Annotated in this window: 15 protein-coding genes and 1 tRNA gene; 9 read left to right on the forward strand and 7 right to left on the reverse strand. The window is 72.8% G+C overall.

Going from position 1 to position 14,984, the window contains the following annotated elements; all coding sequences use genetic code 11:
* Positions 1-23: 23 nt before the first annotated feature.
* On the forward strand, positions 24-560 hold the full coding sequence (locus BCAV_RS09090; RefSeq protein WP_015882299.1) for a GNAT family N-acetyltransferase: 537 nt from the start codon (positions 24-26) through the stop codon (positions 558-560).
* Between the two features lie 3 nt (positions 561-563).
* On the opposite strand, the gene BCAV_RS09095 is transcribed toward BCAV_RS09090, so the two are convergent.
* The 5 genes from BCAV_RS09095 to BCAV_RS09115 all read right to left on the reverse strand — a co-directional run bounded on the left by BCAV_RS09095 (position 564) and on the right by BCAV_RS09115 (position 5,539).
* Positions 564-1,799, reverse strand: coding sequence for a beta-ketoacyl-[acyl-carrier-protein] synthase family protein (locus tag BCAV_RS09095; RefSeq protein WP_015882300.1), 1,236 nt, complete (start codon positions 1,797-1,799; stop codon positions 564-566).
* Positions 1,800-1,893: 94 nt separating this feature from the next.
* Complete coding sequence (locus tag BCAV_RS09100) at positions 1,894-2,142, reverse strand: acyl carrier protein (protein ID WP_015882301.1); 249 nt, start codon at positions 2,140-2,142, stop codon at positions 1,894-1,896.
* A 77-nt stretch (positions 2,143-2,219) separates the two neighbouring features.
* Positions 2,220-3,251 carry a beta-ketoacyl-ACP synthase III gene (locus BCAV_RS09105; protein ID WP_015882302.1) on the reverse strand — a complete coding sequence of 344 codons (1,032 nt, stop codon included), beginning with the start codon at positions 3,249-3,251 and terminating at the stop codon, positions 2,220-2,222.
* Complete coding sequence (locus BCAV_RS09110; RefSeq protein WP_015882303.1) at positions 3,248-4,246, reverse strand: ACP S-malonyltransferase; 999 nt, start codon at positions 4,244-4,246, stop codon at positions 3,248-3,250. Before BCAV_RS09110 ends, BCAV_RS09105 begins: the two co-directional genes overlap by 4 nt.
* Before the next feature lie 99 nt (positions 4,247-4,345).
* On the reverse strand, positions 4,346-5,539 hold the full coding sequence (locus BCAV_RS09115; protein WP_015882304.1) for a PucR family transcriptional regulator: 1,194 nt from the start codon (positions 5,537-5,539) through the stop codon (positions 4,346-4,348).
* 109 nt (positions 5,540-5,648) lie between these two features.
* Between BCAV_RS09115 and BCAV_RS09120 the strand changes: the two genes are divergently transcribed.
* Complete coding sequence (locus BCAV_RS09120) at positions 5,649-6,326, forward strand: hypothetical protein (RefSeq protein ID WP_043346918.1); 678 nt, start codon at positions 5,649-5,651, stop codon at positions 6,324-6,326.
* Between the two features lie 30 nt (positions 6,327-6,356).
* Here the strand turns inward: BCAV_RS09120 and aceE are convergent, their stop codons facing one another.
* Positions 6,357-9,080 (reverse strand): pyruvate dehydrogenase (acetyl-transferring), homodimeric type, encoded by a 2,724-nt coding sequence (gene aceE, locus BCAV_RS09125; protein ID WP_015882306.1) that lies wholly within the window; start codon positions 9,078-9,080, stop codon positions 6,357-6,359.
* A 299-nt stretch (positions 9,081-9,379) separates the two neighbouring features.
* Between aceE and BCAV_RS09130 the strand changes: the two genes are divergently transcribed.
* The 5 genes from BCAV_RS09130 (at position 9,380) to BCAV_RS09150 (ending at position 12,285) form a co-directional block, all read left to right on the forward strand.
* Positions 9,380-9,814: a DUF3052 domain-containing protein gene (locus BCAV_RS09130; RefSeq protein ID WP_015882307.1), complete on the forward strand. Its 435-nt coding sequence runs from the start codon at positions 9,380-9,382 to the stop codon at positions 9,812-9,814.
* 7 nt (positions 9,815-9,821) lie between these two features.
* Positions 9,822-10,313 carry a redoxin domain-containing protein gene (locus tag BCAV_RS09135; RefSeq protein ID WP_015882308.1) on the forward strand — a complete coding sequence of 164 codons (492 nt, stop codon included), beginning with the start codon at positions 9,822-9,824 and terminating at the stop codon, positions 10,311-10,313.
* A 61-nt stretch (positions 10,314-10,374) separates the two neighbouring features.
* Positions 10,375-11,460, forward strand: a complete 1,086-nt coding sequence (locus BCAV_RS09140) for a CPBP family intramembrane glutamic endopeptidase (protein WP_144016752.1) — start codon at positions 10,375-10,377, stop codon at positions 11,458-11,460.
* Complete coding sequence (locus tag BCAV_RS09145) at positions 11,457-12,152, forward strand: hypothetical protein (RefSeq protein WP_015882310.1); 696 nt, start codon at positions 11,457-11,459, stop codon at positions 12,150-12,152. Before BCAV_RS09140 ends, BCAV_RS09145 begins: the two co-directional genes overlap by 4 nt.
* A gap of 56 nt (positions 12,153-12,208) precedes the next feature.
* Positions 12,209-12,285: transfer RNA gene (locus BCAV_RS09150), tRNA-Val, on the forward strand.
* Between the two features lie 88 nt (positions 12,286-12,373).
* Here the strand turns inward: BCAV_RS09150 and BCAV_RS22945 are convergent.
* Entirely contained in the window at positions 12,374-12,859 is a 486-nt protein-coding gene (locus BCAV_RS22945) for an anthrone oxygenase family protein (protein WP_043346922.1), read from the reverse strand.
* Between the two features lie 238 nt (positions 12,860-13,097).
* Between BCAV_RS22945 and BCAV_RS09160 the strand changes: the two genes are divergently transcribed.
* Both BCAV_RS09160 and BCAV_RS09165 read left to right on the forward strand, forming a co-directional pair.
* Entirely contained in the window at positions 13,098-14,099 is a 1,002-nt protein-coding gene (locus BCAV_RS09160; protein WP_015882312.1) for an AraC family transcriptional regulator, read from the forward strand.
* A 290-nt stretch (positions 14,100-14,389) separates the two neighbouring features.
* Positions 14,390-14,983: a dihydrofolate reductase family protein gene (locus tag BCAV_RS09165; RefSeq protein WP_015882313.1), complete on the forward strand. Its 594-nt coding sequence runs from the start codon at positions 14,390-14,392 to the stop codon at positions 14,981-14,983.
* Position 14,984: the final 1 nt, after the last annotated feature.

Raw genomic sequence — 14,984 nt, forward strand, 5'->3', positions numbered from 1 at the left:
CGGTCCGGACGTAGGGTGCCGGGGTGCCCGAGCTGATCCTGCCGCACGTGCGCCTGTACGGCTCCTTCGTCGAGGCGATGACGGAGTTCGCGGCCGAGGGTCGCGGCGGCGCCGATGACGACTCGACGATCGGGCACGAGCTGCGCACACCGCCCTGGGGGACCCACGCCGGCTTCGTCGAGTACGTCGAGTCGCTGCTCGCCGCGAGCGACGAGGCGACGCCCCGGCCGGACGGGTACGTGCCGGACACGACGCTCTGGTGGGTCGACGGCGACGTCTACCTCGGGCGCATCGCGGTCCGCCACCGGCTCACACCCGCTCTGCGCGTGCGCGGCGGTCACATCGGGTACGACGTGCGACCCTCGCGACGACGCGCGGGGCACGCGACGGCCATGCTCGCAGCCGTGCTGCCGATCGCGAACGATCTCGGCATCGACCCGGCCCTGCTCACGTGCGACGAGGGCAACGTGGCGTCTCGCACGGTCATCGAGCGCGCGGGTGGTCGCCTGATCGACACCGGGGCCGGTGTGCGGCGGTACTGGGTGCCGACGGCCCGCTGAGGCTCAGGCGCTCGTGGCGACCAGCGCGACGTTGTGCCCGCCGAAGCCGAACGCGTTGTTGATCGCGGCGAGGTCACCCGTCGCGCGCAGCTCCCGCGCCGACGTGGCGACGTCGATCTCGATGCCGTCGTCGAGCCGGTCGACGTTGATCGTGGGGGGAGCCGTGCGGTTCTGCACGGCGAGGATCGTGAAGATCGTCTCCAGCGCGCCGGCGCCGCCGAGCAGGTGGCCCGTCATCGACTTCGTCCCGGACACGACGACGCCGTCCCCGAGCGTGCGGTGGATCGCAGCCGCCTCGACGCCGTCGCCGGCCGGGGTCGACGTCGCGTGCGCGTTGACGTGGGCGATGTCGGCCGGCGAGAGCCCGGCGTCCTGGAGCGCCAGGCGCATCGCGCGCTCCTGACCGGCACCCGACGGGTCCGGCGGCGCGATGTCGTACGCGTCCGACGTCATGCCGACGCCGGCGAGCCGGGCGTAGACCCGTGCGCCGCGGGCGCGGGCGTGCTCCTCGCTCTCGAGGACGACGAGGCCGGCCCCTTCGCCGAGCACGAAACCGTCCCGATCCGCGTCATAGGGTCGCGACGCCGCGGCTGGGTCGTCGTTCCGCGTCGACAGGGCCTGCATCTTCGCGAACGCCGCCATCGGCAGCGCGTGGATGGCCGCCTCCGTGCCGCCGGCGACGACGACGTCGGCGCGGCCCGTGCGGATCATCTCGACGCCGTAACCGATCGCCTCGGCACCCGAGGCGCACGCCGACACCGGCGTGTGCGAGCCCGCCTTGGCGCCGAGCTCGATGGAGACGTACGCGGCGGGGGAGTTGGGCATGAGCATCGGGACGGTCAGGGGCAGCACGCGCCGGGCGCCGCGCTCCTTCACCGTGTCCCAGGCGGACAGCAGGGTCCAGACGCCGCCGATCCCGGACGCGACGACGGCGCCGAGCCGTTCGCCGTCGACCTCGGGTGTGCCGGCGTCAGCCCACGCCTCGCGCGCCGCGATCATCGCGAACTGGGCGCTCGGGTCCATGCGGCGCTGCTGCGGCACCGGCAGGACGTCCGCGGCCGGAACCGCCAGCGGCGCGCCGAACGTGACCGGCAGCTCGTACTGGGTGACCCAGTCGTACGGCAGGGTCCGGGCGCCCGACGTGCCGGCCAGGGCAGCCCGCCACGTGGACGGGACGTCTCCGCCGAGAGGCGTGGTCGCGCCGACGCCGGTCACGACGACTGTGGGTGGGGTGCTCATGGTCGGCGTTCCTCCTGCTCTCGCTGGGCGGGTCCGTCGTCGCCGGGCACGCCGTGGCGTGCCCGGCGACCGAGGCATCGGTCCGTGCGGACCGTCAGGCCTGCGCGCCGGCGATGTAGGTGACGGCGTCGCCGACGGTGACGAGGTTCTTGACCTCGTCGTCCGGGATCGTGACGCTGAACTTGTCCTCGGCCTGCGTGACGATCGTCATCATCGACAGCGAGTCGATGTCGAGGTCGTCGGTGAACGACTTGTCGAGCTGAACGGAGTCGGTCGGCAGGCCGGTCTCCTCGTTGACGATCTCGGCCAGGCCGGCCAGGATCTCCTGCTCGCTGCTTGCCATGTTCTCTCCTCGGGTGATGTGCGGTGATGCGTAGGACAGTCTGGGGGACGACGCCGCCCAGGCCGAAACCGGCGCGCTCAGGGCAGGACGACGACCTGTGCCGCGTAGACGAGCCCGGCGCCGAACCCGATCTGCAGGGCGACGTCGCCGCTCTTCGCGGCGCCCTCGCGCAGCAGGCGCTCCGTGGCGAGCGGGACGGACGCCGCCGACGTGTTGCCGGTCTCGGCGATGTCGCGACCGACGGCGACCTCGGGGCCCAGCTTGAGCAGCTTCACCAGCTGGTCCGTGATCCGCATGTTCGCCTGGTGCGGGATGAAGACGTCGATGTCGCCCATCTCGAGCCCGGCCGCGGCGACGGCGCGGCGGGCGACGTCCGGCATCTGCGAGATGACCCACTTGAAGACCGTCGGTCCCTCCTGCCGCAGGGTCGGCCAGCTGACGCCCTCGAGCCCGGCGGGGACGCCCTCGCCGGCCGCGCGCCGGAACGCGAGCCACGGCTCCGTCTGGAAGATGACGCGCGACTGGGCGCCGTCCGACCCCCACACCGTCGGGCCGATGCCCGGGACGTCGGACGGGCCGACGACGGCGGCGCCCGCGCCGTCGCCGAGGAGGAACGAGATCGTGCGGTCGGTCGGGTCGATGAAGTCGGACATCTTCTCGACGCCGACCACGAGCACGTGGCGGGCGACGCCGGAACGCACCATCGCGTCGGCCTGGGCGATCCCGTAGCAGTACCCGGCGCACGCGGCGGAGATGTCGTACGCGGCCGCGGGGGTGGCGCCGAGGCGGTCGGTGAGCACCGCCGCGATGGACGGCGTCTGCTCGAAGTACGTCACCGTGGACACGAGCACGGCGTCGACCTGCGACGCGTCGATCCCCGCGGCGTCGAGCGCAGCGCGTGCCGCGCCCTCGGCGAGGTCGGCGAGCGTCGTCGTCGGCTTGGCGCGCCGCCGCGAGACGATGCCGGTCCGCTGTCGGATCCACTCGTCGGAGGAGTTGATCGGCCCGACGATCTCGTCGTTCGGGACGACGTCCTCTCCGCGGAGGCCGCCCACGCCGAGGATGCGGGACGCCGTCGTGGGCGCGGTCTGACGCAGCGTGGCGGTCATGAGTCTCCAGGTGTGACGTTCGATTCGGGCGTGGGCACAGCCCCCGTGCCCGTCGCGATGCCGTGCTCGGCGAGCATCGCACGCGCGGCGTCGAGATCCGCCGGCGACTTCAACGCGATGCCGGGCACGCCAGGCAGCGTACGCCGCGCGAGGGACGTCAGGACGCCGCCCGGGGCGAGCTCGACCACTGCCGTGGCGCCCAGGCCGCCGAGCGTCTCCTGACACAGGTCCCAGCGCACGGGCGACGCGACCTGCCCGGCGAGCCGGGCGAGCGCGTCGGCGCCGGACGTGACGACGGCGCCGTCGGCGTTGGACAGCAGCGGCACCACCGGGTCCGCCGGGTCGAGCGACGCCGCCACGCCGGCGACGGTCTGGGCGGCCTGTGCCATGAACGACGTGTGGAACGCGCCGGCGACCTGGAGCGGGACGACGCGCGCCTTCGCCGGGGGATCGGCACGCAGCGCCTCGAGCGCCTCGAGCGACCCGGCCGCGACCACCTGACCGGCGCCGTTGACGTTCGCCGCCACGAGGTCGAGCTGCTCGAGCCGGGCCGCCACGTCGGCCGGGTCGCCGCCCAGCACCGCGTTCATCCCGGTCGGCACGCGTGCCGCGTCCGCGGCCATCGCGCGGCCGCGCTCGCCGACCAGGGCGAGTCCGGCCCGGTCGGGCAGCACGCCGGCGAGCACCGCCGCCGCGAACTCGCCGACGGAGTGCCCGGCGAGGGCGACGCCGTCGGCCGCGGCGAGCGGCCGTCCGAGGAGCGCCCGGGCGGCGAGCAGCGACGTGGCGACGATCAGCGGCTGGGCGATGGCCGTGTCGCGGATCGTGTCCGCGTCCGACGTCGTCCCGTGCGTGCGGAGGTCGACGCCGGCGGCGTCGGAGTACTCGTCGATGTCGAACGCGTCGGCGCCGCCGTCCGCGTCGAACAGCTCGAGCCACGGGGCGAGCATGCCGGGCGTCTGGGCGCCCTGGCCGGGGCAGAGGAGAGCGAGCACCGTCCTAGCCTGCCGATCCCGCGGACGGGCACGGGCTGACGGCGCCGACGAACTGACTCCCGCGGGGTTGTAGGTCTTCTACAACGCGAGGTCGCCGGCTCATGCGCCGAGACGCCCGACGGCGATCGCCACCTGGAGCACGTAGCCCTCGCGCGGATCCGTCGCGTCCCACCCCGTGACCGCGGCGATCCGGCGCAGCCGGTACCGCACCGTGTTCGGGTGGACGAACAGCCCCCGCGCCGTCGCCTCGAGCGACCGGCCGGCCTCGAGGTAGGCGGACAGGGTCTCCAGCAGCGGGCCGCCGACGCCGAGCAGGGGGCCGTAGACGTCGCTGAGGACGGTGCGGCGCGCGTCCGGGTCGCCGGCGAGGACGCGCTCCGGGAGCAGGTCCTCCGCGAGCACCGGCCGGGGAGCCGACGGCCACGCGCGGACGGCCGCGAGACCGGCGAGCGCGACGCGTGCGGAGCGGTGCGCCTCGGAGACGTCGCCGACCTCCGGGCCGATGACGACCGGGCCGGGCCCGAGCCGCGCGGCGAGCGACTCCGCGCCGACCCGCAGGTCGCCCTCGCCGCCGAGGACGACGATGATGCGCATCCCCTGGATGCCGACGAGCGCGTCGTGAGCGGCGCGGCGGGCGGCGCGCCGAAGGTCCGCGGCGAAGGACGTGTCGAGCGGCTCCTCGGCCGTGCCGACCATGACGATCGTTGCGCCGCGGCCGCTCCACCCCAGCGCCGCGACCCGCGACGCGAGCGAGTCGTCGCCCTCGCCGCGCAGCAGCGAGTCGACCACGAGGGCCTCGAGCCGCGCGTCCCACGCGCCGCGTGCCTCCGCCGCCCGCGCGTACACCTCGGCCGCCGAGAAGGCGACCTCCCTCGAGTACCGCAGGACGGCGTCGCGCAGCTCACGGTCCTGACCCGGGGTGGCCAGCTCCTCCGTGTGCTCCTCGACGACCTCGACGACGATCCGCACGAGCTGCAGGGTGTGCTGCAGCGAGATCGAGCGCGTCAGCTCCGGCGGGGCCGCCCGGAAGATCTCGGCCGCGTTGAACGTCGTCGGCTCCGGACGCTCGTACCAGGAGATGAACGCGGCGATCCCGGACTGCGCGACCATCCCGATCCAGGACCGGTCCTCGGCCGCGAGCGAGCGGTACCACGCGAGCTCCTCGTCCAGGCGGCGCAGCGCGGCACCGGTGAGCATGTCCGTGCCCTGCCGGAGGCGTCGGATCATCTCCGGCGCGTGCGGCGGGTGCGCGCCGGCGGCCACGTCGACGCTCTCGGCTCGGGCGCGGGTCATGGCGCGAGCATAGGCGCACGACGCCCCGTCACTTGTGGCGAGGCGACAAATCCACGCCGGCACCCGGTCGCGCCCGGTCCCGGTCCGAGGGACCGGCTAGTGTCGTCGAATGGCCCTGCTCGATCGGATCCGCCGTCTTCTGCGACGCTCCCGACCGGCGTCGCGGGTCGGCACTCGTCGCCCGACCCAGGCACCGCGTCCCCGGGACGCCGCCCGCGAGGACGTGCTGCGCGCGCAGCTGCAGGACAACCCGAACGACATCGAGGCGTTCCGGGCGCTCGCCGACCTCGTGCGGCGTCGGGCCATCGAGGCGCCGCACGCCGACCCGCTCACCGCGGAGGCCGAGCCCGCCGACCGGCAGGCCGGTGCCGACGTCGCCGTCTGGGCCCTCGCCGAGGAGCTCGCCGGGAACCCGCGCGGGTGGTACCCGCTCATCGAGCTCGCGCGGCTCTCGCTCGTCGACGACCACGAGGGTGCGATGCGCCGCCTCGGTGCGGCCGTCGAGCGCGAGACGTCCGGGCGGGCGCTCGCCGACGGGATCCTCGTGCTGCGCGAGGCGGGGATGGCTCAGGACGGGCTCGGGTTCGGCGTCGGGCACTGGGACCCGGCCAGCCAGATCCCCGAGGCGGGCCGTCAGGTGGTCCTCGCAGCCCTCGACGCGCAGCGCCCCGCCGACGCGCGCCGGCACCTGGCGGAGCTCGCGGCCGCCGCTGGAGACGACGCCGAGACGGGCGCCGTCGTCGACGAGCTCACGGCGCTGGTGGCACGCGCCGAGACGTCCGCCTGACCCGCCGACCCGAGGGCCGGCGGGTGCGTCTCAGGCGTCGCCGCCGGCGGTCCCGGTGGTGCCGGCCGTGACGTCGAGCAGGCGGTACGCCTCGACGGCGCGCGCCGGTGCCTCCGCGTCGATCTCTCCACGCCGGGCGAGCTGCGCGAGCGCGGCGACGACGAGCGAGTGCGAGTCGATGAGGAAGTGCCGGCGGACGGCGGGCCGGGTGTCGGAGAACCCGAACCCGTCGGCGCCGAGCACCGCGTAGTCACCCGGCACCCAGGCCCGGATCTGGTCGGCCACGAGGTGGTTGTAGTCGCTCGTCGCGACGTACGGGCCGCCCGCGTCGCGCAGCTTCGCCGTCACGTACGGCTCGCGGCGCGGCTGCGACGGGGCCACGAGCGCGTCCCGGTCGGCGGCGACGGCGTCGCGGCGCAGCTCGTTCCAGCTCGTCACGCTCCAGACGCCGGCGCGCACCCCCCACTCCTCGGCGAGGATCGTGCGCGCCTCGAGCGCCCACGGGACGGCGACGCCGGACGCGAGCAGCTGCACCCGCGGCCCGTCGCCGTCGGGCTCCGCGAGGCGGTAGATCCCGTGCAGGATGCCCTCGACGTCGACGCCCTCCGGCTCGACCGGCTGCAGCATCGGCTCGTTGTAGACGGTGAGGTAGTAGATGACGTTCGGGTCGCGCTCGTCGTCCGGTCCGTACATCCGCTCGAGGCCGTCGCGCACGATGTGCCGGATCTCGTACCCGTACGCCGGGTCGTAGTGGATGACGGCGGGGTTCGTCTGCGCGAGCAGCGGCGAGTGCCCGTCGGCGTGCTGCAGACCCTCGCCCGTCAGCGTGGTGCGGCCGGCGGTGGCGCCGATGAGGAACCCGCGCGTCATCTGGTCGCCGGCGGCCCAGAACTGGTCGCCCGTGCGCTGGAACCCGAACATCGAGTAGTAGATGTAGAACGGGACGAGCACCTCGCCGTGCGTCGCGTACGACGTCCCGACCGCCTGGAACGCGGCGGCGGAGCCGGCCTCGTTGATGCCGGTGTGCATGATCTGCCCGGCCTCGGACTCCTTGTAGCTCAGCATGAGCTCGCGGTCCACGGCGAGGTAGTGCTGGCCCTGCGTGTTGAAGATCTTCGCGCTCGGGAAGATCGAGTCGAGACCGAACGTGCGCGCCTCGTCCGGGATGATCGGGACGATCCGCTTGCCGAGCTCCTTGTCCTTCACGAGGTCCTTGAAGAGCCGGACGAACGCCATCGTGGTGGCGACCTCCTGGTTCCCCGAGCCCTTCGCGAGCAGCGCGTACGCCGCGTCGCCCGGCAGCTGCACCTTCTCGTGCGCCGTGCGTCGCTCGGGGAGGAAACCGCCCAGCACCGTGCGCCGCTCGAGCATGTACTGGATCTCCGGGGCGTCGAAGCCCGGGTGGTAGTACGGCGGCAGGTAGGGGTCGGCCTCGAGCGCGGCGTCGTCGAGCGGGATGCGCAGCGTGTCGCGCAGGAGCTTGAGGTCGGCGACCTTGAGCTTCTTCATCTGGTGCGTCGCGTTGCGGCCGGCGAAGCCCGGGCCGAGCCCGTACCCCTTGACCGTGTGCGCGAGGATCACGGTCGGCGCGCCCTCGTGCTGCGTCGCTGCCTGGTAGGCGGCGTACAGCTTCCGGTAGTCGTGGCCACCGCGCTTCATCGCCCAGATCTCGTCGTCGCTCATCTCGGCGACGAGCTCCTTCGTGCGCGGGTCGCGCCCGAAGAAGTGCTCACGGATGAACGCACCCGACTCGGCGCGGTACGTCTGGTAGTCGCCGTCCGGCGTCGAGCTCATGAGGCGGACCAGCGCGCCGTCGTCGTCCTTCGCGAGCAGGTCGTCCCACTCACGGCCCCAGACGACCTTGATGACGTTCCAGCCCGCGCCGCGGAACTGCGCCTCGAGCTCCTGGATGATGTTGCCGTTGCCCCGGACCGGCCCGTCGAGCCGCTGCAGGTTGCAGTTCACGACGAACGTGAGGTTGTCCAGGTGCTGCTGAGCCGCGAGCTGCAGCATGCCCCGCGACTCCGGCTCGTCCATCTCGCCGTCGCCGAGGAACGCCCAGACGCGCTGCTCGCTGGTGTCCTTGATCCCGCGCAGCTGGAGGTAACGGTTCGTCCACGCCTGGTAGATCGCCGACGCCGGGCCGAGGCCCATCGACACCGTCGGGAACTCCCAGAAGTCCGGCATGAGCCGCGGGTGCGGGTAGGACGGCATACCGCCGCCCGGGTGCGAGAGCTCCTGGCGGAAGCCGTCGAGCTGCTCGGCGGTCAGGCGGCCCTCGAGGAACGCGCGGGCGTACATGCCCGGCGAGGCGTGCCCCTGGAAGTAGATCTGGTCGCCGCCGCCGGGGTGGTCCTTGCCGCGGAAGAAGTGGTTGAGGCCGACCTCGTACAGCGTCGCCACCGACGCGTAGGAGGAGATGTGACCGCCGACGGCGATGCCGGGCCGCTGCGCCCGGGTCACCATCACCGCGGAGTTCCACCGCAGGTAGTTGCGGTACCGGCGCTCGACCGCCTCGTCGCCGGGGAACGACGGCTCGTCGTCGGCGTCGATCGTGTTGATGTACGGCGTCGTCAGCGTGCCGGGAACCTGGAGCCCGCGCTCCGCTGCCCGGTCGATGAGCGTGGCGAGCACCTGCTCGGCCCGCTCGTCACCGCGCGCGGCCAGGAGGCCGTCGAGCGACTCGACCCACTCTGCGGTCTCCTCGGCGTCGTCGCCTCCGGCGTGGCGCGCCTCGATGCTGGTTGAGGACACGAGCTCCCTCTCTGCTGTGGGCGTCGATCGTGACGACGTCCGCTGCGATCGTTTCCCCTGGTGCGCCTGGTGTGAGGTCCGGGCACGTCAGGAGGCGCGTGGGCGGACAGTGGTGCAGTCCGAGCCCCTCGCGGCTGACTCACAGCCTACGCACGCGGGCGCCGGACGCGTACCACGACCACCGACCGGACGCCCGGCCCGGTCCAGATGAGCCACCGCTTGCGAGAACCCGTCCCCGTACGGTGGGCTTTCGGTAGTGTCCACGCACACCTCGGCAACGAAAGATGAGAGGACTCACGGTGGCAGCGAGCACGGACCCCGGCGCCACGCGCGGCGCGCCGGACCGCTTCGGATTCACCTCGGGGCAGGTGATCCAGGAGTTCGGGTACGACGACGACGTCGACCTCGGCCTGCGCGACGCGCTTGCCGCGGTCACCGGCACCGACCTCGTGGACGAGGACTACGACGACGTCACCGACTCCGCGATCGTGTGGTGGCGGGAGGAAGACGGCGATGTCGCGGATCTCGCCGACCTGCTCATCACGGCGATGAGCGCCCTGGACGACGGCGGCCTCGTGTGGGTGCTCGTGCCCAAGGCCGGCCGGCCGGGGCACGTGACGCCCGCTGACATCGCCGACGCCGCACAGACGGCAGGGCTGCAGCCCACGACGTCCATCGCCGCCGCGCCGGAGTGGCTCGGGGTCCGCCTCGCAGCTCGCGGCCGGGGTCGCTGAGCCGCCGGTGCCGCGTCAGCCGGACCTGCCCGACCTGCCGGATCTCCCCGCGCTCGGGACGACGGCGCCGCCGTTCCGCGTGACGGACGTCACGGGTGCGCCGATCACGGGCGCGGACCTGCTCGGTCGCCCGGCCCTGCTCGTGTTCTTCCCGTTCGCGTTCTCCGGCGTGTGCACCTCCGAGCTGACGGAGCTGAGCGCGGCCCTGCCGCAGCTGGCCCCGACGCGCGTCCTGGGCATCTCCTGCGACCCGACCTTCAGCCAGGCGGCCTGGGCGCGCGAGGCGGGCGTCGCCGTCGAGCTCGCGTCCGACTTCTGGCCCCACGGAGCGACGGCGACGGCGTTCGGGGCGTTCGACGAGTCGCACGGCTGGGCGCATCGGGTGAGCGTCCTGCTGGACGGCGACGGCGTGGTGCGGTGGCGCACCGCGAGCCCGCCGGGCCGACCGCGCGACGCGGCGGAGGCGGTCGCCGCCGTCGACGGTCTGCGGGCCCCATGAGGCCTCGTCCTCCGCGTCACCTCGACGCCGCCGCGTCCCCCGCTCCGGTTAGCCTGACGCGGTGAGCCTTCCCACGACGGTCGATCCCGGCCCGATCGCACCGATGCCGGGGCCGGTCTGGCCGCCCGGGTCGGTCCTCCCGGGGCTCGGGCCGGTGACGCCGCGCCGGCTGCCGGGCTCGGGACCGGCGCCGGAGCCGGCCGCGGCGACGCCGTTCGCACGGCTCCCGCGCACGCTGGACTGGGCGTGGTGGCGGCCGCTCATCGCGCTCGTCATCGGCGGTGTGCTCGCGCTGGGCGCGTCGATGGTCGTGTTCGTCGCCGGCGTGACGATCGCCGTCCTGGTGGGCGACGCGGACAGCTCCCTGATCGGCCTCGAGCGCTACATCAACAGCCTTCTCGTGCTCGACGCGTCGGACCCGCTCGCCCTCGGCATCTCGCTCGCGTCGATCGCGGTCTGGATCCCCGCGGTCTACCTCGCGCTGCTGTGCGCGGGGATGCGCCCGCTGGGTCACGTGACCTCGGTGGCGTACCGGATGCGGTGGGGATGGCTCGGAGCGTGCTTCGGCCCGGCCGGGATCGCGATGGGCGCGTCGGTGCTCGTGACGTTCGGGCTCTTCCCGTTCCTGCCCGGCGGGGCGTACGAACCGGACTGGACGCCGCTCGGCGAGCTCGCTGCCGCCCTCCTCGTCGTGCTGCTGCTCGTCCCGTTCCAGGCGGCCGCCGAGGAGTACGTGTTCCGCGGCATGCTGCCTCAGGCGCTGGCGTCGTGGCTGCCGTGGCGGACGAAGGCGTGGCGCTGGGTGCCGTTCCTCGTACCTACCGCCGCGTTCACGTTCTCGCACGGCTACGGGCTGTGGGGGCTGCTCGACGTCACGGTGTTCGCGCTCGCCGCGATGTGGCTCACGTGGCGCACCGGCGGGATCGAGGCGGCCATCGCGCTCCACGTCCTCAACAACGTCGTCGCGTTCGGCGTGCTCGGGTCCGGCGTGCTGGGCTCGACGGAGAACGCGGCAGAGGGCGGCAGCCCGATCGCGCTCGCCCTGACGGCGGCGACGTCGCTGCTGTACGTCTGGCTCGTCGAGCGCATCCGGCGCCGTCGCGGCCTGGCGGTCACGTCCCCCTGGCCGGAGGTGGTCACCCGATGAGGCGTTGGTTCGCGGAGGCATACACGGGCGTGCGGTCGGCGGTCGCCGGCCCGGTGGCGGGCTTCCTCCTGCTCCTGGTGCTCGCGGACGCGATGCTGATCCTGCTGCACCTGTCGCTGAAGACCATCGGCGAGCCCGCGGGGTTCTGGTTCGACCTCGGGGTGGACCGCGGCTACGCCGAGTTCTTCCAGTACCTCAAGGTCGCGTGGTCGGCCGTGCTGTCGGTGCTGCTGTGGACGAAGGTCAAGTCGGTCGTCTTCCTCGTCTGGGCGCTCGTCTTCACGGTGTACGTCACCGACGACTGGTTCCAGCTGCACGAGCGTGCCGGGGCCGAGCTCGCCGCTCGCTTCCCGGACGTACCCGCCGCGTGGCACGTCGGGGAGCTGCTCCTGACCGGCGCGGTCGGCCTGGTGCTCGTGGTGCTCGTGTGGTGGACCTACCGCCGGGCCGCACCCGAGGGCCGGGGAGTCTCGCGCACGCTCGCCGTCCTCATGTCCGCCCTCGTCGCCGTCGGGATCCTGCTCGACGCCGTCCACCACATCCTGCTCCCGGGAGCGGCGTTCGACGTGCCGCTCACGACGCTGGAGGACGGCGGAGAGCTGCTCCTCATGAGCGTCGTCGTCGCCTACCTGCTGGCGACGACGTTCGTTCGCCTCCCCGGTCGTCAGGACAGCGCCGTCGCGGTCGCGTGAGGTGACGACCTCGCCCGGTCGGGGCGTGCACGATTGCTACCCTGGGGCCGCTGCCGGGGCCCATAGCTCAGTTGGTCAGAGCGTCGCGCTTACACCGCGGATGTCGGGGGTTCGAGTCCCTCTGGGCCCACCATCTGGGCGAGATTCCTGGCGAGTCCGCCCTGCCTCGGGACTCGGGGTCCGGCCTGACGGGCTGCCGGGTGGCTCTCGGCCAAGACCGGCTACGGGCGGTGCTGGCGTCCGTGGAGGAGGAGCGCCCGGGCGAGGGCGGCGACCGCCGCGATACCGAACAGCGTGCGCACGGTGTTCCAGGTGACCCATGGTGCCTCGAACGTGTCGCGGACGCCGGCGAGGTCAGCGATCTGATCGGGGTGGCCGGCGCCGCTGATCTCCTCGTTGAGCGGGATGTGGACAGCGCCGGTGATGGCGAGGACCACGCCGTAGAGCAGGAGCGCGGCGACGACCCAGCGTACGGCGGGTCCCGGTGCGACCGCGGCCTGGAGCACGGTGGCGAGGATCGTCAGGACGAGCGCCGCGGTGAAGCTCAGGGGGAACCACAGGTTCTCGTTGAACCGTTGCGTGATCACCACGAAGGTGTGGTCGTCGACGCCGGCCAGGTTGGGCATGACTGTCGCCGCGAACGTGAAGCTCAGCCCGGTGACAAGGGCCATCACCACCGTGGTGGCGACGAGCACGAGACGTGTCACGCTGTGACCCGCAGGGCTTCCGCGGGCCACTCGACCAGGGTGGGGCGGGCGCGTCGAGTGCTGGGCGTCGCAGCAGGTCATCGGTCCGCCATGGCGGAAACGCCTCTCGTCGTGATGAGTGTGTCGACTTCCACCCTGATCGAGGATCGCCGGCTGAACAATGCCGGCGTCGCGCCGATTCGTGCTCGTGCGTCCAGCGACCGTGGACGGGCTGTCCGAGCGGAGTGAGGATGGGGTCATGCGAAGTGGTGATCCCTGGGCCAGCAGTGATCCGCTCGGTGAGGCCCTGCACTTCTTGCGCATGTCGGGAAGCTTCTACTGCCGATCCGAGCTCACCCCGCCGTGGGGGTTGGACCTGCCGCCCGAGCCGGGGTCGATGTGGTTCCACGTCGTGAATGCGGGACGATGCTGGCTTGACGTCGACGGCGACGAGCCTCGGCAGCTTCAGCCCGGCGACTTCGCCCTCGTGCCCCACGGCGAAGGGCACCGGCTGTACAGCGAACCCGGGACCCCGACGCCACGATTCGACGAGCTGGAGTATGACTGCGGTACCGAGCGGTACGCGATCCTGCGGCACGACGGTGGAGGAGGGGGGACGCCGACGAGCCTGGTGTGTGGCACCGTCCGGTTCGGGCACCCCGCGGCCCGCAGCCTGATGGCGCTCTTGCCCGACGCCGTCATCATCGACGGCGCATCGCGCTCACCCTCGCCTGAGGCCGAGTGGATGCACAGCACGCTCCGGCTGATCGCCGCCGAAGGCCGGCAGTTGCGGCCCGGTGGCGAGGCCGTGATCACCCGGCTGTCCGACATCCTGGTGATTCAGGCCATCCGCGCGTGGATCGCGGACCATCCCGCCGGACACGTCGGATGGTTGCGAGCGCTGCAGGATCCGCGGATCGGCAGGGCCATGTCGTTGGTCCACCGTGACCCTGCCAAGCCCTGGTCGGTGGCAGCCCTGGCACGGGAGACCGCGATGTCCCGGTCGGCCTTCGCTGCCCGCTTCACCGAGCTGGTCGGCGAGCCCGTGATGCACTACGTCACTCGCTGGCGGATGCAGGTGGCACTCGACCGGCTACAACAGGGCGACAGCTCAGTCGGGGAGCTCGCAGCCCATCTGGGATATGAGTCGGAAGCAGCGTTCAAGCGCGCGTTCAAACGCACGGTCGGCATCACTCCTGGCTCCGTCCGTCGGACACCGCCCGAGGAGCTGCTCACGTCTGCCGCCGACGCCGGGGCCTGACGACCACATGCACCGCCACTCCGGGCCTCCGGCAGCTCCTCGGCCGCATCGACGCTCCGTCGCGGCTCAATCACCCTTGTCGAGCCCGTGCGCGTCAGGACGAACGAGCACGTCTGTGCGACATCCGAGCATTGTGACGGCAGCTCGGGCGCCACAGGCTGTGGGGATGGTTGCGACGTGGACCCGTCATGAGAGCTGCTCCGCCGAGTCGTCGTCGCTGCTCAGCTCGATGTCCGTGGGCGGCAACGGGCTCGGCCGAGCGATGGAACCCGCATGCGAAGGAACGCACCATGGGTAAGACAGTCCTGGACATGTCCATCTCCGTCGACGGCTTCGTCGCCGGCCCGAACGAGACGATCGACAACGGTCTCGGCGACGGCGGCCAGCGACTGCACGACTGGGGACTGCCCCGAGACGCGGATGGCAGGTACATCGAGGGCAGAGGTGGCGAGATCGACGCCGCGATGATGGCGGCGTACGAGTCCGCCGGTGCCTCCGTCTGCGGTCGCGGCACCGTTGATCCGGCCGGCGGCTGGGGCGGTGATGCCTACGACGGGCCGCCCGTGTTCATCTACGCGCGCCGACCGCCTCGGTCGGATGAGCTGCGCTGGTCCAAGTTCACCTACGTCGACACCGTCGAGGACGCGGTCGGCAGGGCACGGGAGAAGGCCGGAGACGCCGACGTGGTCGTGCAGGGCGCGGGAACCGGCCAGGCGGCGATCGCGGCCGGTCTGATCGACGAGATCCAGCTCCATGTCATGCCGCTCCTCCTGCGTGACGGCCGCCGCCTCTTCGACCTGCCCGGCGGCGTACCCACGGAGCTGGACCTCATCGACGTGCGTCAGGGCGTCGCCCTCCACCTGCGCTACGAGGTCCGGCGCTGAG

The organism is Beutenbergia cavernae DSM 12333 (assembly GCF_000023105.1).
Taxonomy (GTDB): Bacteria; Actinomycetota; Actinomycetes; order Actinomycetales; family Beutenbergiaceae; genus Beutenbergia; species Beutenbergia cavernae.

Coding starts and splice junctions, on each gene's coding strand:
- BCAV_RS09095 (WP_015882300.1), bottom strand. CDS start 1,799: ATGAGCACCCCACCCACAGTCGTCGTGACCGGCGTCGGCGCGACCACG.
- BCAV_RS09100 (WP_015882301.1), bottom strand. CDS start 2,142: ATGGCAAGCAGCGAGCAGGAGATCCTGGCCGGCCTGGCCGAGATCGTC.
- BCAV_RS09105 (WP_015882302.1), bottom strand. CDS start 3,251: ATGACCGCCACGCTGCGTCAGACCGCGCCCACGACGGCGTCCCGCATC.
- BCAV_RS09115 (WP_015882304.1), bottom strand. CDS start 5,539: ATGACCCGCGCCCGAGCCGAGAGCGTCGACGTGGCCGCCGGCGCGCAC.
- BCAV_RS09120 (WP_043346918.1), top strand. CDS start 5,649: ATGGCCCTGCTCGATCGGATCCGCCGTCTTCTGCGACGCTCCCGACCG.
- BCAV_RS09145 (WP_015882310.1), top strand. CDS start 11,457: ATGAGGCGTTGGTTCGCGGAGGCATACACGGGCGTGCGGTCGGCGGTC.
- BCAV_RS09160 (WP_015882312.1), top strand. CDS start 13,098: ATGCGAAGTGGTGATCCCTGGGCCAGCAGTGATCCGCTCGGTGAGGCC.
- BCAV_RS09165 (WP_015882313.1), top strand. CDS start 14,390: ATGGGTAAGACAGTCCTGGACATGTCCATCTCCGTCGACGGCTTCGTC.